Raw genomic sequence first — 23702 nt, forward strand, 5'->3', positions numbered from 1 at the left:
GGTTTACACATACCACCAACTATATTCTCTCAGTATTTACGCTATTCTTACTTCATTAAAACTCTTCTCCCTCCTACTTACTGATTGTTCCTTCCCAATGTTATTCTTTGATGTCTTTGGTATTTTCTGCCTAAGCATTCATTTTTTTAATGTAGGATATATGTTCTAACTTTACAGTGATGATAAGCTTATACGGCTGTATATTAGTACATAATATTTTGTACTTTTCCGATAGTGCTAAAAAATATTAAAACATGTCGATACCATTAAATATATCCACCATTCTACATGGTAAAACAGTAGAATCAGAACGATTAGCATTTTAAAAATTTGGAATCCAACTGCTATCATGCGAACTGTTGGAGCATTTGCTAATGATTTTGAAAATGAAAGGAATGGATTTATTTTTACGAATTCAACTCTTAAAATTTAAATTTATTCAATATGAACAAACTCTTTGTATTAACATTTACCACTATTATTAGCTTAAATGCTTTGGCTCAGAAAAGTCTGTCTGGTAATAGCATTACTTTAACCAATCAAAGCAATACTGATTTAGTAGAAAAGCCTGTAAGTATTGCAACAAAACGCTTTCAATCGAAAATCGACAAGCATCTTTTTCCTCAGATTATTGATAAAAAAGGGAAAGAAATTCCTTCTCAATTGAATGATTTAGATGGAGATGGACAGTTTGATGAGCTATTTTTTGTAGCAGATATTCCTCAAAAATCAAGTGTGCGATTAGCCCTAAAATGGACAAGTAATCAGCCTAGCTATCCTATCAAAACAAGTGTACGTTTTGGAAAAAGAAGTTCAAAAAATACGCCCGTTGAGCCAAAAACTAGCGATACTTTTTATGCGAACCAATTACCTAAAATTATTGGTTATCAGCCTTATCAAACCGACGGGCCATCATGGGAAAACGATAAAGTAGCTTTCCGTCATTACTTTGATGGTAGAAATGCAAAGGATTTATTTGGGAAAAGAACTTCTGCTATTTCTCCAGAAAATGTTGGAATTTCAGAAACAGGTGCTGTTCAGGATAATTATCATGTTTTGAAAGATTGGGGGCGTGATATTTTACCAGCAGGGAATGCTGAAGGACTTTCGGTTGGTCTTGGTGGTGTGGGTTTATTAATCAATAACCAACTTTATAGAGTTGGTGTAACGGCAAACGATACTATTCATAATGTAGAATCTACTGACTTTAAGATTGTTAGCGAAGGTGCTGTAAAATCACAGATTAGTTTAGATTATCATAATTGGAAACCAACGACTGATAGAACTTACCAATTATCTGAAAAACCAACCATTTGGCCAGGCATGTATGCTTATCAGAATAACGTAAAATTTTCTGGATTGAAAGGAGACGAAACGGTGGTCATTGGTCTGTCGAAAGTAGCGACGAATCATCCAGTAACAGAAATTAAACAAGGAAAATTTGTTGCCCTTTATACGCATGATGCGCAAAGCTATAACAAAGAATTCATCATTGGTTTAGCCATTATTGTGCCTTCTGAAGTTTATCAAGGCTATGGAGAATCGCCTAAAACTGGCTCATTTGCATTAAGTTACTATGCAAAACTGGCTTTAAAAAATAACAGCAATTTACGTTATTATGCTGTTGGTGCTTGGGAATTGGCCGATGAATGTTTCAAAACTGAAAAGTGTTTTGAAGATTATCTTAAAAAATTAATGGCTCAATTGAATACTGAAGTTTCTATTAAAGTACAGTAAGAATTATGAATTGAGTCAGAAAAAATGATTTGCTGATTAGATTCTCTCATCTGTTTATACTTCAAACGTGTCTTTGGTCACGCTATTAAAAATAAGCCAAAGGGGCATCATATAGCCCCTTTGGCTTATTTTTTTATCTTTAAAACTTCAACATCAACAAAAAGTGCTGTATATTGCACTATAAAATGATACTTAGATGGATTTATCACAGGAATTAAAACAAAGAAGAGAACAATTGGGCGTTACGCAAGAATACTTGGCAGAATTGGCAGATGTGGGACTTCGAACGATTAAAGCTTTTGAAAGTGGTAAAGCCAATCCGAGACTTGAAACTCTCACCAAACTGTCAGAGGTTTTGGGTATGGAACTAGTTTGGTCAATCAAAAAAGTTAATCCTTGAAAAATCAAACAATGAGACAATTAGCAGTATATAGAAATGGTATTTTAGCAGGAATACTTACCGAAGAAAATCGACAAAACTATCTATTTCAGTATGACGATAATTACTTATTATCATCTGATAGTCAGCCAATTAGCCTTACTTTACCCAAATCAAAACAAGTATATGTTTCAGAAATCTTATTTCCATTTTTTTATAATATGCTCAGCGAAGGCGTAAATCGTAAATTGCAAAGTATGTTGTTGAAAATAGATGAAAATGACCATTTCGGATTATTAGCGAAAACCTCAGAATACGATACCATCGGTGCAGTAACTCTTAAACCTTTGAATTAATATGGAAGAGATAAAATATTGTCCCGGCACATTGGCAGAGGGTTTTAGCAGTTATAGTCCCGCTTGTCTGCGAAAAGTTTTCAATAATAAAAAAGTTAGCCATATTTTGCCTTATCAAGTACCGCAATCGAATGAAGACATTGAAGATTTATTCATGGAAAATAGAAAACGAATTTCTATTTCGGGTGTTCAGGAAAAACTGAGTTTACTCTTGGATAAAAACCAATTAAGGCTCACCAAAGAAGGTGAACAAGGCGAGTATATTTTAAAACCGATTCCAATAGATTTAAAAAAAGTAGATCAAGTACCAGCAAATGAACATCTTACGATGCAAATTGCCTGGCAAGTTTATGGCATTAAAACAGCAGAAAATGCTTTGGTATTTTTTAAAGATGGTACTCCCTCCTATCTCACCAAACGTTTTGATATCAGACCTGACGGACTAAAATGGGGCGAGGAAGATTTTGCCAGTTTAGCTGGAAAAACCAAAGATAATTTTGGACCAAACTACAAGTATGAATTTAGTTATGAAGATTTAGCAGAATTGATACAAAAATACGTACCCACTTGGCGCATAGAAATGGACAAGTACTTTTCTATAGTGGTTTTCAATTACCTTTTCAGCAATGGAGACGCACATTTAAAGAATTTTTCAGTACTTGAAACACCCAAAGGAGATTACGTTTTGAGTCCTGCTTACGATTTAATTAATACTCGTTTACACGTTGCCGACACGGATTTTGCCTTGGATAAAGGGTTATTCAAAGATGGTTTTGAGTCGGAACATTTCAAAAATTCAGGACATGTTCATCAAGATGATTTTATAGAATTTGGGAAAAGAATAGGTATTGCAGAACATAGAATCATAAAGCTTTTACAGCCATTTTTACAGCGACAAACACAAGTAGAAACGCTAACAAATCACTCATTCCTATCAAATGCCAGTAAAAAGGCTTATTTACTTTTGTATAATACTAAGCGTAATTATTTGGTATAATGGTAAAACCCGCTCAATGATTACTAGACTAGTTTTATTGTTTTCAATTCAAAATCTTAAAAGGTTAATTGACATTCCGTTTTAGCAAAAAACTTGAATCCTCGCTATTCCATCTCATACTTGATTTTGCCCGCTTCGCTTTTGTTTTACTTCCCTGATGCTTTATTAAGTATGAATTTTAGGCATCAAATTATCAAGCGAGGTGCTTGGGTAAACTAAACGTTAAAAGATTAATCAAGATGAAAAAACTAATTTTATTAAGTTTTATTTTAGTAGCTACCAATAGTTTTGGGCAAAGTCCTATCAAAAATCTTATGCAAAGATTCGAGTTTGGTGTGAAAGCAGGTGCAAATTATAGCAATTTCAACAACGCCAATTTTGATACCGAAGGTTTACTGGGCTTTCATGCAGGTGCAGTTGTCGGGTTTAAATTAACAGATAACTTGTCGATTCAAGAAGAGTTTCTCTTTTCAACGCAAGGAGCGAAAGTAAAAGGGGGTGTTTGGGATAATCAAGACTTGAAAATTTATTATCTAACCGTTCCTTTTCAATTAAAGTACCGCACTGAATCAGGTATTTATTTTGAAGCTGGTCCACAAGTAGGAATGAAACTAAAAGAAGATATTGAAGGTCTGAATGGAAGTGAATTTGTCAAAAAACTTGATTTATCTGTAGTTGGTGGTTTGGGCTATCAAACAGCAGGAGGCTTGGGTATTGGGGCAAGATACATTTATGGCATCTCGAAAGTAAGTAATTTTGACATCTCAAATATCAAAAATGACTTTACCAATAATACCATACAAGTAAGTGTTTTTTATCTTTTTTAAGTACCTCTAAATGTACTGCCATACATTTACCCTTACTAATTTTAGTAAGGGTTTTTATAATACCCAAACAGCAATCATCCAGTTCTAGCAAGCCATTCAAGGAAAACAGATGCTTTTGCTTTGCTGATAATTATCTTCTCTTTAAAAGGTAAACAAAGGTTTAAAGAGAGTTTTCTCGAAAAAAAGCTTGATACATCAATAATAGTACTACGTGAAACTAAAAACTGCCGATTTGCCCTAAAGAAATGACTCCCTGCAATTCGTTCAAGCTCTTCGAGCGCCTTGTTCGGAAAATACGTTTTACCTCCAAAAGTAAGTAAATGTGTAGTTTCGCCTTCCAAATAAAATAAAGCAATATCATCCAAACTAATAGGAATGATTTTATCCTGATGATATACGATGATTGATGCCGCTTTCTGAGGGTTCTTTTCTGCCAACATTTGCATCAAAGCATTATATTGAAAGCCTTGGTCTGCCGTAAATACTTGTTTTAATTGTCTGTACTTCTTTAAAGCTTGCTCAAGTATTTGTGTAGTAAATGGCTTTAGGATATAGTCTATACCATTAGCTTTAAAGGCCTCCAAAGCGTATTCGTCGTAAGCAGTACAAAATATTACAGGTACAGGCTTATTAACGGCTGCAAAAATTTCGAAGCTCAGTCCATCCCCTAATTGAATATCACTAAAAATCAAATCAGGTAAAGGAGCATCGTTTAAATAGGTAGCGGCTTCTTTAACAGAACGAAGCTGAACAATGTTGGCTGTATCGGCCAGTAATTGTTTAATGTTTGCTTCGAGGTCATCAGCTACCAATCTTTCATCTTCTATGATTACTATATTCATTCGACAATAGTTTTATACTTACCGAAAACATTTTATCTTCTTCTTTAATAATGATGTTGTCACTCGACAAAAGTCTGTAACGTTCAGAGAGGTTCGCCAATCCATTGTTAGTAGATTCCATTTTAACAGATTTCCTTTGCAAATTATTGGATACAATTACTCTGTCGTTCATGTACCAAACTACAACTCTTAATGGCATTTCTTCGGTTAGTTCGTTGTGCTTAATGGCATTTTCTAACAATGGTTGTAAAGAGAATGATGGCAAATAATAATTCTCTAAAATATCATTTGGTAATGTAATGATACAACACAGAGCCGAACCAAACCTAAATTTCTGCATCTCAAGATAGTCTTTTAAAAGAGCCAATTCTTCATCTAACCTTGATACTTTGGAGGAATGCGTAAAAATAGATGCCCGTAAAAAATTGGCTAAATGAACGATATAAGTATCACCAGCGCTAGTATCTTTTCTGTACAAAGCTTTTACAGTATTGAGGGCATTGAACAGAAAATGAGGATGTATTTGCTGTTGTAACAGCAAATTGGCGGCTTCGGCATGGGCCGTTTTTAGTTTAGAGAATTCTAGTTCAGTATGTGCCTTCTGAGTATGTAATAAAACGAAATCTTGGAGAAGTAGAATCAGCGTATTAATAAGTGCACTTGATAAAATAAAAGTTAACAGTAATGCAAAGTCATCATGCGACCATTCTTTTTTGGAAAAAAAAGCAAATATTGGCCAAACGATTAGATATGTTATGGCACTGACGGTATAAGTTATTACACAGCGGTAAATCCTGAATTTTTTGGAATTCAATTCATAAATTTTAGATAAATAAATTAGGACGTAAATATTGGTATAACTTATCAGCGAGATTGTGGTGGCTGTCATAAAAGAATAAAGAATGGGATGCTGTTCGGTTTTGATTTGAAACAAAAACAAGCAAACAATTCCACTGAAGACTACTGTCAACAACCAATTGATACCAATCAGACTTTTTATGGGCAGTACAATTTTCATAAGGGCGATTTTTGATGAATAAAATAGTTCTGAACTCTTTTGAATCCAGAACCATCAACTATCACAATGAGGTATATTTACAAAGCTAAATCCCTTTTGATTAGATATATTTTACTTTTATATCAATCTTGGCATTATCGTTTTTCAGTTGAATCTTAAAGTCTTCAAAACTTGGTTTTTTCAACTTCTCCATAAAAAAGTTTGAAAAGCCAAAGCCTTCTTTGGGCATTCCTATAAACGATTTATCCATTTTATCATTACTATTTTCATCATCCAAAAGCGTTATGCCATAAACACCAGCATCCAAAGTACACTTTAATACTAAAGTACCGTTGGTAAGTGCTTTTTTATCGAACTGAAATATTTTGTAAGGACGTTCTTTTTCGTAGCCATCGCTATCTTTGAATACGTTTAAGACAATCTTACCTTTCCCAGATTTAATTCCCGAAACTGAAACAGTAACTTGGGTATTTTGAGCTAGTATATTCGAGCTGAAAAGAGTAAAAAATAGTCCGATTGATAAAATCGTACTAAAAAAAACATTTGTTTTCATAAGACTTTATTTTAAAAAATTAAGGAATGATTTTCTTAAACGAAAGTATGCTTATTGTGCTTTATATGACATAAAAAAAACAGGCAAGCGGGCAAAATAGGCATTGAAGAGGTTATAATAAAGCATATAATTATTCTTGATATTTTAAGAACGCCCTACATACACAGCACTTTTGCAAGAAACACAATATGTCACCAACCTAGTATAGGGTTTATTGAGATCCTACATACACAGCACTTTTGCAAGAAACACTAGGTGAAGTATCATAAAAAAAAGGCGATAACCGATAGGAATTTTCATATCAATTATTGCCTTTAAACAATTTTGTAAACAGCTAAAAGCTAACTACGCTTTTCTAACAAATTCTGATTTCAAAGCCATTGCACCGAAACCGTCTATTTTACAATCAATATTATGATCGCCGTCTGTTAGGCGAATATTTTTCACTTTCGTTCCTGCTTTAATGGCTTTCGGAGCGCCTTTTACGGGTAAATCTTTAATGACAACCACTGTATCGCCATCTTTCAATTCATTTCCATTTGAGTCTAATATTTTAGACCCCGCTTCTTCAGCTTCTACTTCATCTGGATTCCATTCGTAGAAACATTCAGGACATACTAACAAAGAATCACTTGGATAAGTGTACTCACATTTACATTTTGGACAAGGAGCAAATTCGGACATGGAATTAATTAAGAATTAGGATTTTGATGTGCTAGGAAAATCTAACAATCCTCAAAATTAAGCATATTTCATGAATAAACCCGAAAAGCAAATTCTGAAACCAAAGGCTATTTCATTTTCTATCATGCTTTCTGTACTCATTTGGTGACATTCCCACATACTTTTTAAAGAGTTTTGCAAAGTAATTTGGATACTCAAATTTGAGTAAATATGAGATTTCTGAAACAGAGTAAGAAGTATGCAAAAGATACTTTTGCGCCTCATTGATAAGATTTTGATGAACCAATTCTATCGCTGATTTTCCTGAAACTGCCTTACAAATTCTATTGAGATGAACGGGTGTAATATTTAATTCATCCGCAAAAGCTGGAATACTTTTGGGATATTCCGACTGCTTGATACTTTGCTGAAATTTCCGAAAATAATTCATCATCAAAGAACCCGCTTGTTGAGCATCCTCTTGTTTCGTCAATCTGTGGACTGCAATAAAAAACTGGGTAATAAAAGCCTTTAACATCAAAAAACGTTCGGGATTATCGCCAAACAATTCATTTTCCAGATTTGCTATTACTGTTAAGATTTTTTCAAAAGAAGATTCTCCTTCAAAGTTTTTTAAAACACTTATCTGTTCAAAGGTTTTCCAAATTGAACTAGATGTTTTAAAAATATCCTCAATAATACTTTCTGATAAAGTAAGGATATAGCCTTCTACATTGGGAGAGTAAACCAATCCATGCAATAATGTTGGCGGAATCAGTAAAATACAAGGTGCTTCAAGTTGATGCGCTTTAGTTTCTTCTTGAAAGCTTAAAGAGCCTTTTTTGACGATAAATACCTGAAAAAGATTAGAATGTATATGTGGTTTGATATTCCAATCGAATGTTTGGCTACGAGTAACGATAAGTTCTAAGAAAATATATTCAGAAGAATACTTCCCTTGAACATCTCCATATAAGCCATCAAAATTGGTGATATTTTTTTCGGACAACATTTATAATGTTTGATTTGTATCCATAAAAGTAAAAATAGTTTCCTGCTTATCTTGTAGATTTTCTCAAAATTTGCAGACATTTTTTAAAACCCATTATTGAATGGATAACATTACTTGGGAACTTGCCCATTTGGCACACGTCGAATTACTTACTCCTAAACTTGACGAAAGTATTCGCTTTTTTACAGAGCTTTTAGGAATGTCGGTTTCGGAAACCAAAGGCGATTCGGTTTATCTGCGTGCTTACGACGACTATGAGCATTATTCACTGAAATTGACGGCTCATAAGCATTCGGGCATTGGCCATTTTGCTTGGCGAACTCGTAGTCAAGAAGCGCTTGAAAGACGAGTAAAAGCCATTGAAGCAACAGGTTTAGGCATCGGTTGGCAAGATGGAGAATGTGGCTATGGCAAAACTTATCGATTCAGATACCCAGATGGACATATTTGCGAAATCTATTTTGATACGCATAAGTACAAAGCCGAAGGAGAAAACAAATCCGCCTTAAAAAATACTGCTAGTAAATTTCCGGGAAGAGGAATGAATGTGAGACGAATCGACCATTTGAATTTATTGGCAAAAGACATCGTCGCTTTTAGAGACTTTCAGTTTGGCGTTTTAGGCGGAAGAATGTCTGAAACCATCGTTTTTGACGACCAGCCAAAAGGCGTTTGGGTTTCTGTCAACTCAAAATCTTATGATTTGGCGATTACTGAAGACCATTCTGGACTTTCGGGACGCTTCCACCATCTTACTTATGCTGTTAATAGTCGTGAAGAAGTATTGTTAGCCGCAGATATTGCGCTGGAAAATGGTGTATTTATTGAAACGGGTCCACACAAACATGCTATTCAGCAGACTTTCTTTTTGTATCTCTATGAACCGGGAGGAAATCGTATTGAAATAGCAAATCCGACCGCTCGCCTTATTCTTGACCCCGATTACGAAACCATTGTTTGGAACAAAGAAGAACGAATGAAAGGACAAGCTTGGGGATTGAAAACCGTAGAGAGTTTCCATACCAGAGGTACGCCGATGTTGGAAGAAATTGTTTAATCACTACGCATTAAAGAATATTATGAAAAAATTATTAGTTATTGGTGCCCATTCGGGTGATTTTGTTTGGCGGTCGGCGGGGACTATCGCCAAAGCGATTGAGGAAGGAGCAGAAACTTTAGTGATTTGTATGTCTTACGGAGAACGTGGAGAATCTGGAGAATTATGGAAAAAAGACCCTAAAAGAAGTATTGAAAGTGTAAAAATTATTCGTCATGAACAGGCTCAAAAAGCCGCAGATATTATCGGTACGCCCATTCAGTTTTTAGATTGGGGCGATTACCCGATGTTGATTTCTGACGAAAGAGTCGAACAGCTTACGCATATCATTGGAGATTTTGAGCCTACCGTTATTTTAACACATTCAGAAAAAGACCCCTTTAATCCAGATCATCCTTTGGCATTTCAAGCTACACAAAGAGCGAGGTTGCTATCAAGTGGTGCTGGTGTACCAAGTGCTTTTAAGAATATCGACCCACCAGCTTGGTATTCTTTCGAGCCACACCAGCCTGAACTGTGTGGTTTCGTACCAGACACATTTATTGATATTTCTTCGGTAATTGAGAAAAAAATGGCAGCGATGGCATGTATGGGTGCTCAAACTTATTTGAGAGATTATTATGCAGAATTGGCTTCACGAAGGGCGAATCACGCTCGAAGAATTTCTGGCAAAAAAGACATCAAATTTGCAGAAGCACACCAAAGCCAAGTGCCAAGAGTTGTCTGTACAATTTTCTAAATTTCAACCTTTATAACAATCAGTAACTATGAAACCAACAAGACGTAATTTTATTCAATCACTGGGTGTCGGTGTGGCAGGCTTGGGTATTTCGCAACAAGCTGTGGCGAATACTGTTAGTGTACCGAAGTCTGCAAAACCTGTGGCTGATGAACAAATTTTATTCGTAGGCGACAACATCGCTATTGCTAATACTGAGCATGGAAAAGTACGAGGTTTCATTCTTCGTGGCATTCATCAGTTTTTAGGCATTCCTTATGGAGCTGATACTTCGGGTAAAAATCGTTTTATGCCCCCACAAAAACCAACGCCTTGGGCAGATGTTCGTCCAGCACTTTGGTGGGGAAATACTGCTCCGCAGATTATGGAAAAACGATATGCCAATACTTATGCTTCTTTTGTTGACCATTGGAATTATGACGATGTTTCAGAAGATTGCTTAAAATTAAACGTTTGGACTACTGCTTTAGACACGCAAAAACGTCCAGTGATTGTTTGGTTGCATGGGGGAGGATTTACGAATGGCAATGCGATAGAACAAGATGGTTATCATGGAGAAAATATCGCTCGACTTGGTAACGTTGTTTTTTGTTCTATCAATCACCGACTTGGACCATTCGGTTATAGTCATTTAAAAGCCGTAGGCGGACATCCCGCTTCAGGAAATGTTGGAAGTTTGGACATGGTTGCTGCTTTAGAATGGGTAAAAAATAACATCGCTAATTTCGGTGGAGACCCGAATAATGTTACCATTATTGGTCAATCGGGCGGTGGAGCAAAAGTTACTTGTCTGATGAATATGCCATCAGCAAAAGGTTTATTTCATAAAGCCGTGGCTTTGAGCGGGAGCTCTTTGATTGGTGCAAATAAAGAATATGCCGAAAAATTAGGCTTGAAAATCATGGAAGAAGCTGGATTGAAACAAGGTGAGATTGAAAAATTACAACAAATTCCGTGGAGAGAATACATTGACATTACGACCAGAGCAGTCGATAAAATGGCAGATGAAGCCAAACGACTTAACATACAAAGAGGTGGATATTCGCCCGTTTCCGACGGCGAATACTTAAATGATCAAGCATTTTTCAGTGATTCAAATCATTTTTCAAGTAATATTCCATTAATGATTTGCTCAACTTTCAACGAGCAGAGCCCAAGTAGAACAGAAGCCGCTTTGGAAAATATCACATTGGCAGAGGTAAAAACAAAAATAGAACCTCGCTTTGGAGCAAAATCAGGTGAAATTGTTGATGCCTTTGCTAAAAACTTTCCGAAGTCTCGTCCAATCGAAATTTGGTCATTAATTCTTTCAAACCGAAAAAATGCTGTAGCCACAGCCGATGCAAAAGTATCGCAACAAAAAGCACCTGTTTATTTGGCTTGGTTTGGCTGGCAACCGCCACTTTTCGATGGCAGAATGCGTGCATTCCACTGCGACGATATTTGTTTTTGGTTTTATAATACAGACTTGATGTTAACACATACAGGTGGCGGAAAACGTCCAAGAGCATTGTCGGAAAAAATGGCAAAATCCTTTCTCAATTTTGTCAAAACAGGAAATCCAAATGGTGGCGGATTACCCACTTGGAAAGCTTATAGCACACAAAATGGCGAAACCATGATTTTGGATGATACTCCTGCACTGGTAAACAACCCCGATGGAGAAGCAAGAAAAGCTTTAGCGTAGGCTACGCATTAAATTTAAAATTGAAGATTAACCCTGTAAGGTTTTAAAAACCTTACAGGGTTGCGATTAGGGATGGAACTCATACAAGAACTTTCAAAATTTTCTGCTGCAACAATTTGCGAAGCAATGGGCAATCAAGGCTATTTACCTTCGGGCATCAAGCCCATCGCTTCCAACATGAAAATCTGTGGTCCAGCTTATACCGTTCAAACCATGCCCCGTGATAATGTTTTGTTACATCGGGCTTACGCTTATGCCAAGGCAGGCGATGTATTAATTGCCAATTGTTCAGGCTTTTATGAAGCGGGTTATTGGGGCGATTTAATGAGTTTGGGTGCAAAAACCAAAGGAATCAATGGCTTAGTAATTGATGCATGTGTGAGAGATGCCGATGATATTGAAGCAATGGGATTTCCAGTTTTTTCAAGAGGATTATGTATTCGTGGTACTTCAAATCATGGCGATGGGACACTCAACGAAGCCATTGTGATTGGCGAAGTATTAATCAATCCAGGCGATATCGTTGTGGGCGACCGTGATGGCGTTGTGGTTGTTCCATTTGAAAAAATAGCAGAAACAATTGAGAAAGCCAAAGCCAGAGAAGCCAAAGAAGAAAGGACAAGAGCAGAACTTAGAAAAGGAAGACCTTCAATCCAGATTTATGGTTGGGATGAAAAATTTGGATATTAATAAAGCTAAAAATGAGTGAAAAATTAACAATTGCCATGCTTGGTTTAGGGGAAGCGGGAAGCCACTTTGCCAATGATTTGGTTAATTTAGGGGTAAAAGTTATAGGATATGACCCCAAACCACTTCGCAAATTACATCCTTCTATTGAAGTAAAAGCTAGCAATGCAGAAGCTGTTCAAGAAGCAGATATCATCTTTAGTGCAAACCTTTCTTCGGTTTCAGAAGAAATTGCCACAGAAATAGTAAGCGTAATAAAACCACATCAGTTTTTCTGTGAAATGAATACTTCTGGTCCAGAAAAGAAACAGAAAATCGCTTCTATTTTAGCTTCTTCAGGTGTAAAAATGATAGATTTAGCCATTATGGCACCAGTTCCACCTAAAGGAATCATGACGCCTCTTTTAGCTTCAGGTGAATATGCAGAAGATTTTTTAGCAAAAATACAATCTTTAAAACTCGATATTTCAAGTATTGAAAACAGTAAGATTGGCGATGCCGCTACTCGTAAATTATTGCGTTCAATTGTCTATAAAGGTATCGCAGCAGTAGTTTGTGAAGCCATGGAAGCAGGCGAAGCTTTCGGTATGGAACCGTACATTCGTGGACAAATCAGTTCTTTGATTGGCGGAAACAATGAGCTGATTGACCGTTTTGTGGAAGGAAGTAAAACCCATGCCATTCGTAGAATGCACGAAATGGAGGCTGTAATAGAAATGCTAGAAGCCAAAGGCATCGACCCAATTGTAACAAAAGGGACTAGGAGTAATTTAGAAAAACTTAGTTTTATTTAATGATGAATGCGTAGTGCTTTCTAATGCGTAATGATAAATGCGTAGTGCGTAATGGTTACCTGTAGGATTTAATTTGAAGATTGAAAACAGCTTTCTTCCAAATATTTATAACCATTACGCTTTTACACATTAAGCATAAAAAACATTCATCATCAAAAGACATTACGCACTACACATTCATCATTAAGCATTATTTAAAATATGCAAAAAGCCATTCCATATATGCAGTTTCGGGGCGGGAGTTCTAAAGGGCTTTTTTTCAAAGCTGAAGACTTACCTGCTGACGAAAACGAAAGAAATCGTTATTTACTTTTAGCGATGGAAGGAACTACCGAGGGTGATGCTCGCCAAATTGATGGTTTGGGCGGAGCAACTTCACTGAGCAGTAAAGTTGCCATCGTTAGTATTTCTGAAAATCCAGTAGCTGATTTAGATTACTTTTTTATACAAGTTGTAGTTGGGAAAGGTAAAATTTCTATCACACAAACTTGCGGGAATATCCTAGCGGGCGTATTACCTTTTGCCATAGAATCAGGCATGATTCAAGCGATGCACCCAAGTACTTCAGCCAGAATAAATATTGTCAACACAGGAGGAATTTGTGAAGTAGTCGTTCAGACACCTAACGGAAAAATGAATTATCAAGGCAATGCCAAAGTAGATGGCGTTGTGGGTACTTCCGCTCCTATCCTTTGTAATTATTTAGAAACCGTTGGCTCTACTTGCGGAGCATTATTACCCACAGGAAATACCAAAGATATCATCGACGGCATAGCAGTAACCTGTATTGATAATGGAATGCCCATTGTGGTGATGCGAGCCAGTGATTTTGACTTGGTCGGAAACGAAAGTAAAGACACTTTGGAAGCTAATGATTCTTTGAAAAAAAAGGTTGAAAGTATCAGATTACAAGCAGGATATTTAATGAATTTAGGAGACGTTAGTCAGCAAACAATTCCTAAAATGTGCTTAGTTTCAGCACCCGAAAACGGTGGTGTTATCAATACTCGTATGTTTATTCCACATATTGTACACGAAGCTATTGGCGTTTTAGCAGCTGTTTCGGTTGCTAGCGCTTGTATTATTCCGAATACAGTAACAGATGGAATTGCTCAATTTGAATCAACAAATCTTACTCCTCAAAACTTATCCATTGAGCATCCTTCTGGAGAATTTACGGTGAGTTTAGATTTTGAGCGACATGAAGATAAAGTAACAATTAAAAAATCAGGGGTTATCAGAACGGCAAGGTTGTTGAGTAAAGGAGAAGTATTTATTCAAGAATAATCATTAAATTAGGTAAGTAAGGGCTATTTTTGATAAATATTTATATCTTCGGAATTACATTCTTATCAAAACTCTTAGACTTATACGTTTTTAAAACCTTCTTTCATGCAAAGTTTATTCATTGAATATGTAACGCTTATTTTAATCATTTTGGCTTTGGTCATGATTGCCAACAAGTTAAAAATTGCCTATCCTATCGTTTTAGTATTGGGAGGTTTGGCACTTAGCTTGTTTCCAATCTTTTCTAACATTACGATTGAGCCCGATTTAGTCTTTTTTATTTTCCTGCCTCCATTACTTTATGAAGCCGCTTGGCAAACTTCATGGAAGGAATTTTGGAAATGGCGAAGAGCAATCACAAGTTTTGCCTTCCCTGTTGTAATTATTACTTCTTGCGTCATTGCATTCGTTTCTCAAGCACTGATTCCCGGTTTTACTTTAGCCCTTGGCTTTTTGTTAGGAGGAATCATTTCTCCCCCCGATGCCATTTCTGCAACCACTATCATGCGTCAGTTGAAAGTACCAAAAGTACTCTTGAGTATTGCAGAAGGCGAAAGTTTACTCAATGATGCTTCTTCATTAATTGTATTTCGCTTTGCCTTAGCAACTGTTATTACTGGACAATTTCATTGGCAGGAAGCGACCAATAGCTTTTTCTCTGTCATTTTAATGGGTACCTTGATTGGTTTAGCCGTTGGATTTATTTTCTTCGCCATTCATAAATGGTTACCTACCACACCCAGTATAGAAGTTGTTTTAACTTTCCTCACACCTTATTTTATGTATTATGCCGCTGAGCATTTTCATTTTTCGGGCGTACTGGCGGTAGTAAGTGGGGGACTTTTATTATCAAGTAAGCGACAAAGTATGCTTACTTATATGAGTAGAATTCAAAGTACCAATGTTTGGGGTAGTTTAGTGTTTGTCCTCAATGGTTTGGTTTTTATGCTGATTGGACTTCAATTGCCTTCGGTAGTAGAACAACTGGGTGATACCAGTTTAGAAAAAGCCATTGGGTATGGTTTAGCCATTTCGTTAGTATTGATTATTAGCAGAATCATTTGTTCGATGGGAGCTTCTGTTTTTACTCGTTTTATCAGCCGTTACATTCGTGTAGCCGACCCCAATCCGGGTTGGAAATTGCCTTTAATACATGGTTGGGCAGGTATGCGTGGAGTAGTGTCGTTGGCTTCTGCGCTTTCTATTCCTTTGGTTATTCAAGAAGGTCAGGCTTTTCCAAATCGAAACCTGATTCTATTTATCACTTTTATTGTGATTTTAGTCACTTTAGTTTTTCAAGGACTTACTCTTCCTTGGCTTATTAAAAAGGTAAAATTAGTTGATAATGCAATTCCTGAAAAGGAACAGGAAGTAAGTATTCAACATAAAATGGCACAAAACTCATTACAATATTTAGAAGAAAAATATGGGAAGAATTGCCTTCAAAATGCACACATTAATAATTTGTACGAAAGACTTAGCATTGAACTAAACTTTTTAAGTCACGCCATTGAAACGAAGGATACTTTCGAAGGATTTACGGTCAAAAAGAATCAAGTTATTTACCTTGAATTGTTAGAAGAACAAAGAAATTTATTGAATGAAATTAATCATCTTGATGAGTTTGATGAAGAATTGATTAGAAAATATCACGCTCTGATTGATATTGAGGAGTATAAGATTAGAGAGCGAAAAATATAGGGAAATTATTCTTTGAAAATATATCCATAGGAATGAGATTAATCCCATTCCTATGGACAAGATTCGGTTGAATGAGTAAAAGTATCATAAATTATAAAGCTAATGTTTGAGTAGCATTGAAATTTAGACAAACATCGATGATAAGCCACCAACGACGCTAGCTATAAAACCCGACTCAAAAACCCTTGTTTATACATTCTGCCGATGGGGATTTTTTGATTGTTGATTTTGATACATTCGTTGCTGTAAGAATATACTTTATCGACTGCAATGATGAATGATTTATGGATGCGTACAAATTTGGATTCTGGTAATTTGGCTTCCATAAAACCCATTCTTTCATAAACGACATACATGCCTTGGCTGGTGAATACTTTGATATAATCTTTCAAGCCTTCGATGTATAGAATGTCGCTTAGAAATACTTTTATCTGCTCCTTCCCTACTTTAAAAAAGATATAGGCGTCGTCATAGTTAGATTTGGGTGGTTCAACATGTTGCGTAACCTCCTGAAAGTATAAGTATTTTGAAATGGTTTTAAGAAAGCGTTCTTGACTGATGGGTTTTACTAAATAATCAAAAACATCTAAGTCAAAACCTTCTGCGGCATATTCCCGAAAGGCGGTTGTCATCACCACTTTGGGTCTTTTTTGTAAGGATTTTAGCAGTTCTAAGCCTGTCATTTTGGGCATTTGAATATCCAAAAACAATAAATCTATGCTGTGATTTTGCAAATAAACAAAGCCTTCTACAGCATTGTCTAATGTTTTAACCACTTCAAAATCTGGAAGGTTTTCCAAGTACATTTGGATGAGTGCTCTGGCTGGGAGTTCATCATCGATGATTAAGCAGCGATTCATTTAATTGACAAGGATTTTTAAGACGACTAAACAACTATTTTCTTCTCGATAAATATCGAATTCATGCGTATTTGGGTAGAGTAACTCTAATCTTCTTTTTACATTTTTCAAGCCCAATCCTCCATTTTGCGTCAATTTTGTGTCATTCTCTGGCTCAATACTGTTTTCTATTTTAAAAGTTATGGTTCTCTCTTTGGCTGAAATATCCATGCGTATCCACGCTTGAGTGATGGATTTATTTACGCCATGTTTAAAACAATTTTCAATAATGGGCAACAGTAATAAAGGGGGTATTTGAAAACCGCTGATGTTATCGAAAATATTAAAAGAGACGTCTAACCTATCGCCAATGCGTATTTTTTGTAAATCTACATAATTGCTAATATAGTCTAATTCTTCCTGTAGAGGCACTTTTTCTTTTTTAGAATCATAAAGACTGTACTCTATCAGGTTAGAAAGTTTTAATATTTGTTGAGCCGTCTCTGGACTATTTTTGAACGCACCCGCATAAATATTATTCAACATATTAAAGATAAAATGCGGTTGAACTTGCGATTTGAGTAGCTCTAGTTCAGCGGCAATTTTTTCTTGTTTAAGTTCTTGCAATGCCTGTTGCTGACGATACCAACTTCTTACAAAAAAGAACATTCCGTATAATGAAACAATCAGGTAAAGATTGACGAACTCAATTAAAATTTTGGGTAAAAAGATAAGTGGTTTATAAGTGCCTTCGATATGATACAAAGGATACAAGTAATAATAATTGATGTAGCGTTTGAGCATGACAAAAACCAAGGCTACGATGATTTGTCCTATCCAAAAAATGCTTTTTCTATTCGAGAGATAAAATTTGTTAAATAACAAATGAATTGATAAATACGACACCACAAAGGCTATCGGAAAAGAGGTACAGGCTTTTAGGAAATAGACATAATATTGATCCGTAGCGGCACCCATTCCTAGCCATTCATACAAAAAGTATAGCACCCAGAAACTAAGATTGAAACTAATGGAATTTTGACGGTTGTTCATTTAATCATTGTATTTGATGAGTAAATGTATGATTAATTATAAAAGAACGGTTTTTAATGGATTGAAAATTAGACAAACTACTCTTATTTGCCACCAACGACGTTTGTTGATTTTGAGAATTGACTAGACTCTTATTGAGTACATAGATAAAAAACGCTACGTCATTATGTATCATAAGTACCGATTTTTGTATAAGTCTGAGCCGAAAGGCATCCCTTAACTTTGTCACATCAAAAAAAACAAAAATATGACAAAGACGATTTTAATTACAGGCGCTTCTCGTGGATTCGGGAAAATATGGGCAAAAGCCTTTTTACAAAATGGTGATAAAGTAATTGCTACTGCCAGAAATCTACAAGATTTAGCAGATTTATCTGAAGAATTTGGGAATCAAATTCTTCCTTTACAATTAGATGTTACCAATCGTGAACAAGTTTTTGAAGTCGTTTCAAAAGCTCATGCGCATTTCGGACAAATTGATGTATTGATTAATAATGCAGGTTATGGTTTATTCGGAGCGGTAGAAGAGGCTTCAGAACAAGAAGCCAGACAACAAATGGAAGTAAATTTCTTTGGTTTACTTTGGGTGACGCAAGCTGTTTTACCTTATATGCGAGCGCAAAAAAGTGGGCATATCATCCAAGTAAGTAGCGTTTTGGGCATCTTTACACTTCCAACTTTAGGACTTTACAATGCTTCAAAATTTGCTGTTGAAGGTTTAACTGAAACTTTAGCCAGCGAAGTAAGTGCATTTGGCATCAAGGTTACTTTGATTGAACCTAATGGTTATGAAACCGATTGGGCAGGTGCTTCATCAGCACAATCTGAACGAATAGAGGCTTATGATGAGATGAAAACTGCTTTCCAAAGTACTTATAATCCTGATAACTATGGTGTTCCGAGTGCTACTGTTGATGCTGTTTTGGCATTAGTTAATAGTCCTGAACCTCCATTGCGTCTTTTCTTGGGTAAAATTGGTTATCCTGTTGCCAAGGCAGTTTATGAGCAACGTTTAGCGACTTGGGATGCTTGTAAAGAAATAAGTACCCAAGCTCATGGCAAGTAGCTGAACATATCTTTGTGAAAATTCGTTTGAAATCTAAAACGCTGATAGCCATTCAAAGCTATCAGCGTACAAAAACAGATAACCATGAAAGCAGTTGGATTTAAAAGCTCTCTTCCTATCGTAGAAGAAAATAGTTTTATTGATTTTGAAACAGATAAACCAGTTCCTGTACAACATCAATTATTGGTGAAAATCAGGGCAATATCGGTGAATCCTGTAGATTTTAAAATCAGACAGAGTGCAGCCAAAGACAGCGTTTTGGAGCATCCAAAAATCATTGGTTGGGATGCCGTGGGTACAGTGGAAGCTATAGGTGAAAATGTTTCTTTATTTAAAGTAGGTGACGACGTTTACTATGCTGGCGACCTCACCAAACAAGGCTCGAATGCTGAATATCAAGTAATCGACGAAAGAATTGTAGGCAAAAAACCAACTACTTTGAGCGACGAAGCTTCGGCTGTGATTCCATTGACAGCCTTAACTGCATGGGAAATCTTATTTGATAGAATGCGATTGAGTCTTGAAAAAGATAAAGGCAAAAGCATTTTAATCATTGGTGGCGCTGGTGGTGTGGGTTCTATTGCCATTCAATTAGCCAAAAAACTGCTTGGCTTAACAGTGATTGCAACGGCTTCTCGTCCTGAAAGTATTGCTTGGTGTAAAGAAATGGGCGCAGACGTAGTCGTCAATCATCAAGATTTAGTCAATGAAGTACGCAATGAAGGCTTCCAATTTGTTGATTTTATCCTTGATTTTGTAGATACCAATTTTTATTGGGATATCATGGCTGAACTCATCAAACCACAAGGACATATTGCTTCCATTACAGGCAGTGCATTACCCCTTTTATTGAATAAATTAAAGACAAAAAGTGTTAGTTTCTCTTGGGAATTAATGTACACTCGTTCGATGTTCCAAACCGAAGACATGATTCAGCAACATCATATTTTGAATCAAGTAGCTGATTTATTGGATGAAGGCGTATTGGTCGGTACTTTAAAAGAAACACTTCATGGATTATCAGCAGATGTCTTGAAAAAAGCCCATACGCAATTAGAGTCAGGAAAAACGATTGGTAAATTGGCCATCAAATTTTAACCATCAAAAGGCATGAACCATTATAAAACAATTTCGGAATTACATCAAACAAGTGGCTATCCTTTACCAGAACACCCAATGATGAGCCTGTTGACTTGTCAGGAACTCACAACTTGCTCTTGGGGAGGAAATAAATTTACTGGTGATTTTTATATGATTTCATTCAAGAAAATCAAATCTGGTACTTTTAGCTATGGTAAAACCAAGTATGACCACGATAATGGTTCAATGTCTTTTGTAAAACCACGACAAGTGGTTGAAATCAATAATGTAGCATTGTCGGAGAAATCTTTTGTGATTTTTATTCATGAAGATTATCTGTTGGGTCATCGCCTACACAACGAAATCAAGGAGTACCATTATTTTGATTATGAAGCCAATGAAGCCTTGCATTTATCGCCTTCAGAAGAGCAAACGATATGGGAACTGTATCATAAAATAGATGCTGAATATAAAAACAATCAAGATGAATTTAGCAAAGAAATCATTCTGACACATTTTGATTCTATCTTAAAATATGCACAACGCTTTTATAAAAGACAGTTTATCACCCGCACAACATTATCGGGAACGATGGTTTCTAAATTTAATAAAGTACTGAATCATTATTTTGAAAGTGGGCAATTACAAGTAGAAGGGCTACCCACCGTTACTTCAATGGCGGCACAGCTTAATACTTCTGCTCGCTATTTAAGCGATTTATTAAAACAAGAAACTGGAAAAACAGCTTTAGACCATATCCATATTTACTTGATTGATGAAGCTAAAAATTTACTTTTGAGTAGCGACAATACCATTGCAGAAACAGCCTATCAATTAGGTTTTGAAAACCCACCTTACTTTACACGGCTATTTAAAAAAGTAGTGGGCATTACACCCGTTCAGTTTAAAGATTTGAGTATGAATTGATTTTCAGGTATGGCTCATTACTCTGGTAAATGTCCACCAAACAAATCTCTTTCCAAAACAGTTATTGGCATAACAAGAACAAAGTAATTGCTGTCATAATCAGAAAATTAAATCTAATGAGCTGAAAATAAATTCAATAGCCATTAATTAAGAACAGTATTTGCTTAATTATTGTAGAAAAATGATTTTTATCATTCCTTTCTTGTGTAATTTTACATCATGATTGAAAGACCAATAACTGACTGGTTGCCTCTGACCAAAAAAGAGGTAGAAAAACGTGGGTGGGACGAATTGGATGTAATTCTGATTTCGGGAGATGCCTACGTAGATCATCCTGCCTTCGGAACGGCTGTAATTGGGCGTATCATCGAAAGTGAGGGTTTCAAAATTGCGATTGTGGCTCAACCTAACTGGAAAGATGATTTACGTGACTTTAAAAAATTAGGAAAACCAAAATATTTCTTTGGCGTAACGGCTGGTTGTATGGATTCGATGGTGAATCATTATACAGCCAACAAACGTTTGCGTTCAAATGATTCATATACGCCAGGTGGCGAAGCGGGCTATCGTCCTGACTATGCCACTACAGTTTATACCAAAATTTTAAAAGAGCTATATCCTGATGTTCCAGTATTGATTGGAGGTATTGAGGCTTCGCTTCGCCGTGTTACGCATTACGATTACTGGCAAGATAAATTGTTGCCTTCTATCCTATTCGATTCGGGTGCGGATATGTTGGTTTATGGCATGGGCGAACAACCGCTTCGTGAGATTTTGCGTTTGGTAAAACAAGGCGTTCCTTTAGATACCATTCGTAATGTCAACCAGATTTCTTACTTACAGCCTGCATCTGAGCCTCTTGGAGAGTTCAATAACTGGGACACGGTAGAAATTTCAAGCCATGAAATTTGTTTGAAAGATAAACTCAAATACGCTGCCAATTTCAAAGTAGTAGAAGTAGAATCGAACAAATGGCAAGCGAATCGTATTATTCAGAAAGTAGCTGATAAAACGTTGGTAATTAATCCTCCTTTCAAAACGATGGAGGAAAAAGAAATGGATATTTCTTTCGATTTGCCATATACTCGTATGCCACATCCGAAGTATAAAAAAAGAGGACCGATTCCATCTTACGAGATGATTAAGTTCTCGATTAATATGCACCGTGGTTGTTTTGGCGGATGTAGTTTCTGTACGATTTCGGCACATCAGGGCAAATTTATTGCTTCTCGTAGTGAAAAGTCGATTATGAAAGAGGTTGATCAAATCGTGAATCATCCTGAGTTCAAAGGTTATATTTCAGATTTGGGTGGTCCTTCGGCGAATATGTACCAAATGAAAGGGAAAGATGAATCCATTTGTAACCGTTGCCAAAGTCCAAGTTGTATTCACCCTGTAATTTGCTCGAACTTAGATACTTCTCATACGCCTTTGACAGAGATTTATAAAAAAGTAGATGCTCATCCAAGTGTCAAAAAAGCATTTGTGGGTTCTGGTGTTCGTTATGATTTATTGGTAGATGATTTCAATAAAAACAACCAAGATGGCAACCATGATATTTACATGGAACAATTGGTTACTCGCCACGTTTCTGGTCGCTTGAAAGTTGCTCCAGAGCATACTTCAGACGCTACTTTGCGAGTAATGCGTAAGCCATCGTTTAAGTATTTCAGAAAGTTCAAGGAAAAATACGATAACATTCAGGCAAAACATAACTTGAAACAACCTTTGATTCCTTACTTTATTTCTTCTCACCCCGGCTGTGAAGAAGCTGATATGGCAAATCTTGCCGCTGAAACGAAGGATTTAGGTTTTCAATTGGAACAAGTACAAGACTTCACTCCTACGCCGATGACGGTTGCCGAAGTAATTTATTATTCTGGTGTACATCCATATACTTTATTGCCTATTAAAACGGCAAAAACGAAAGAGGAAAAGCAAAATCAGAACAATTACTTTTTCTGGTACAAACCAGAATTTAAAGATTGGATTCGTAAGCGTTTACACAAACTCAATCGTCCAGATTTAGCTGACCGACTTTTAAAAAGTCAAAAGCAAGCGGCTATCGACAAAATCATCGGTGAAAGCGAATCAGCAAAAGCGAAAAAGAGAAAGAATTATTTTAAGCGATAAAATTGAGATATGAATTATTAGTTATGAATTATGAAATTTCATTACCTAAGTGGCAGTGCATGATTATTTTTGATTAAAAATTAAGTTACTGAAAATGAACACTATAACTCATAATTTATAATTCATAATTTTGCATTGATACTTATAATCTGTGTCTTATCAATCAAAAAGCGGTCGGAAATTCAGTTTTCGACCGCTTTTTGATTTTAAAATTTGAGATGATTTATGTTTCAAATATTCGCACAAAACTATTTTAGGAGTTTAAAGT

At 36.0% G+C, this 23702-nt stretch carries 23 protein-coding genes; 16 read left to right on the forward strand and 7 right to left on the reverse strand.

Annotation, left to right across the window (positions count from 1 at the left end; genetic code table 11):
- Nucleotides 1–444 precede the first annotated feature (444 nt).
- The 5 genes from ABID42_RS16335 to ABID42_RS16355 all read left to right on the forward strand — a co-directional run bounded on the left by ABID42_RS16335 (nt 445) and on the right by ABID42_RS16355 (nt 4296).
- Nucleotides 445–1737 (forward strand): DUF4861 family protein, encoded by a 1293-nt coding sequence (locus ABID42_RS16335; RefSeq protein WP_367284577.1) that lies wholly within the window; start codon nt 445–447, stop codon nt 1735–1737.
- 196 nt (nt 1738–1933) lie between these two features.
- On the forward strand, nt 1934–2137 hold the full coding sequence (locus tag ABID42_RS16340) for a helix-turn-helix domain-containing protein (RefSeq protein ID WP_367284578.1): 204 nt from the start codon (nt 1934–1936) through the stop codon (nt 2135–2137).
- 11 nt (nt 2138–2148) lie between these two features.
- Nucleotides 2149–2472 carry a HipA N-terminal domain-containing protein gene (locus ABID42_RS16345; protein ID WP_367284579.1) on the forward strand — a complete coding sequence of 108 codons (324 nt, stop codon included), beginning with the start codon at nt 2149–2151 and terminating at the stop codon, nt 2470–2472.
- Between the two features lies 1 nt (nt 2473).
- Nucleotides 2474–3469, forward strand: coding sequence for a type II toxin-antitoxin system HipA family toxin (locus tag ABID42_RS16350; protein WP_367284580.1), 996 nt, complete (start codon nt 2474–2476; stop codon nt 3467–3469).
- A gap of 239 nt (nt 3470–3708) precedes the next feature.
- Nucleotides 3709–4296 (forward strand): porin family protein, encoded by a 588-nt coding sequence (locus ABID42_RS16355; RefSeq protein ID WP_367284581.1) that lies wholly within the window; start codon nt 3709–3711, stop codon nt 4294–4296.
- A 74-nt stretch (nt 4297–4370) separates the two neighbouring features.
- Here ABID42_RS16355 and ABID42_RS16360 read toward each other — a convergent pair whose 3' ends face one another.
- The 5 genes from ABID42_RS16360 to ABID42_RS16380 all read right to left on the reverse strand — a co-directional run bounded on the left by ABID42_RS16360 (nt 4371) and on the right by ABID42_RS16380 (nt 8384).
- The gene (locus tag ABID42_RS16360) at nt 4371–5138 is read right to left on the reverse strand and encodes a LytR/AlgR family response regulator transcription factor (RefSeq protein ID WP_367284582.1); all 768 of its coding nucleotides are present in this window, start codon (nt 5136–5138) and stop codon (nt 4371–4373) included.
- The gene (locus tag ABID42_RS16365; RefSeq protein ID WP_367284583.1) at nt 5113–6156 is read right to left on the reverse strand and encodes a sensor histidine kinase; all 1044 of its coding nucleotides are present in this window, start codon (nt 6154–6156) and stop codon (nt 5113–5115) included. Before ABID42_RS16365 ends, ABID42_RS16360 begins: the two co-directional genes overlap by 26 nt.
- Before the next feature lie 100 nt (nt 6157–6256).
- Nucleotides 6257–6709, reverse strand: a complete 453-nt coding sequence (locus ABID42_RS16370; protein ID WP_367284584.1) for a DUF2141 domain-containing protein — start codon at nt 6707–6709, stop codon at nt 6257–6259.
- 345 nt (nt 6710–7054) lie between these two features.
- Nucleotides 7055–7393: a zinc ribbon domain-containing protein YjdM gene (locus tag ABID42_RS16375; RefSeq protein ID WP_367284585.1), complete on the reverse strand. Its 339-nt coding sequence runs from the start codon at nt 7391–7393 to the stop codon at nt 7055–7057.
- A 112-nt stretch (nt 7394–7505) separates the two neighbouring features.
- Nucleotides 7506–8384, reverse strand: coding sequence for a helix-turn-helix domain-containing protein (locus tag ABID42_RS16380; protein WP_367284586.1), 879 nt, complete (start codon nt 8382–8384; stop codon nt 7506–7508).
- Nucleotides 8385–8484: 100 nt separating this feature from the next.
- On the opposite strand from ABID42_RS16380, the gene ABID42_RS16385 reads away from it, so the two are divergent.
- The 7 genes from ABID42_RS16385 (at nt 8485) to ABID42_RS16415 (ending at nt 16336) form a co-directional block, all read left to right on the forward strand.
- A complete protein-coding gene (locus ABID42_RS16385; RefSeq protein ID WP_367284587.1) occupies nt 8485–9441 on the forward strand; it encodes a VOC family protein in 957 nt (318 codons plus the stop codon).
- Nucleotides 9442–9463: 22 nt separating this feature from the next.
- Nucleotides 9464–10180, forward strand: a complete 717-nt coding sequence (locus tag ABID42_RS16390; RefSeq protein WP_367284588.1) for a PIG-L deacetylase family protein — start codon at nt 9464–9466, stop codon at nt 10178–10180.
- A 28-nt stretch (nt 10181–10208) separates the two neighbouring features.
- Complete coding sequence (locus ABID42_RS16395) at nt 10209–11867, forward strand: carboxylesterase/lipase family protein (RefSeq protein ID WP_367284589.1); 1659 nt, start codon at nt 10209–10211, stop codon at nt 11865–11867.
- 72 nt (nt 11868–11939) lie between these two features.
- Nucleotides 11940–12557 carry a 4-carboxy-4-hydroxy-2-oxoadipate aldolase/oxaloacetate decarboxylase gene (locus tag ABID42_RS16400; RefSeq protein WP_367284590.1) on the forward strand — a complete coding sequence of 206 codons (618 nt, stop codon included), beginning with the start codon at nt 11940–11942 and terminating at the stop codon, nt 12555–12557.
- An 11-nt stretch (nt 12558–12568) separates the two neighbouring features.
- Nucleotides 12569–13348 (forward strand): NAD(P)-dependent oxidoreductase, encoded by a 780-nt coding sequence (locus ABID42_RS16405; RefSeq protein ID WP_367284591.1) that lies wholly within the window; start codon nt 12569–12571, stop codon nt 13346–13348.
- Nucleotides 13349–13549: 201 nt separating this feature from the next.
- Nucleotides 13550–14635, forward strand: a complete 1086-nt coding sequence (locus ABID42_RS16410; RefSeq protein ID WP_367284592.1) for a 4-oxalomesaconate tautomerase — start codon at nt 13550–13552, stop codon at nt 14633–14635.
- A gap of 105 nt (nt 14636–14740) precedes the next feature.
- Complete coding sequence (locus tag ABID42_RS16415; protein WP_367284593.1) at nt 14741–16336, forward strand: Na+/H+ antiporter; 1596 nt, start codon at nt 14741–14743, stop codon at nt 16334–16336.
- A 161-nt stretch (nt 16337–16497) separates the two neighbouring features.
- Here the strand turns inward: ABID42_RS16415 and ABID42_RS16420 are convergent, their stop codons facing one another.
- The gene (locus tag ABID42_RS16420) at nt 16498–17196 is read right to left on the reverse strand and encodes a LytR/AlgR family response regulator transcription factor (protein WP_367284594.1); all 699 of its coding nucleotides are present in this window, start codon (nt 17194–17196) and stop codon (nt 16498–16500) included.
- Nucleotides 17197–18228, reverse strand: a complete 1032-nt coding sequence (locus ABID42_RS16425; protein ID WP_367284595.1) for a sensor histidine kinase — start codon at nt 18226–18228, stop codon at nt 17197–17199.
- A gap of 247 nt (nt 18229–18475) precedes the next feature.
- Here ABID42_RS16425 and ABID42_RS16430 point away from each other — a divergent pair, with 247 nt between their 5' ends.
- The 4 genes from ABID42_RS16430 to ABID42_RS16445 all read left to right on the forward strand — a co-directional run bounded on the left by ABID42_RS16430 (nt 18476) and on the right by ABID42_RS16445 (nt 23434).
- The gene (locus ABID42_RS16430) at nt 18476–19294 is read left to right on the forward strand and encodes an SDR family NAD(P)-dependent oxidoreductase (protein WP_367284596.1); all 819 of its coding nucleotides are present in this window, start codon (nt 18476–18478) and stop codon (nt 19292–19294) included.
- Between the two features lie 84 nt (nt 19295–19378).
- On the forward strand, nt 19379–20392 hold the full coding sequence (locus ABID42_RS16435; protein ID WP_367284597.1) for a zinc-binding alcohol dehydrogenase family protein: 1014 nt from the start codon (nt 19379–19381) through the stop codon (nt 20390–20392).
- Nucleotides 20393–20404: 12 nt separating this feature from the next.
- Entirely contained in the window at nt 20405–21301 is an 897-nt protein-coding gene (locus ABID42_RS16440; RefSeq protein ID WP_367284598.1) for a helix-turn-helix domain-containing protein, read from the forward strand.
- 219 nt (nt 21302–21520) lie between these two features.
- Nucleotides 21521–23434 carry a YgiQ family radical SAM protein gene (locus ABID42_RS16445; RefSeq protein ID WP_323689262.1) on the forward strand — a complete coding sequence of 638 codons (1914 nt, stop codon included), beginning with the start codon at nt 21521–21523 and terminating at the stop codon, nt 23432–23434.
- Nucleotides 23435–23702 lie beyond the last annotated feature (268 nt).

This window comes from Arcicella rosea (assembly GCF_040543805.1).
GTDB lineage: Bacteria > Bacteroidota > Bacteroidia > Cytophagales > Spirosomataceae > Arcicella > Arcicella rosea.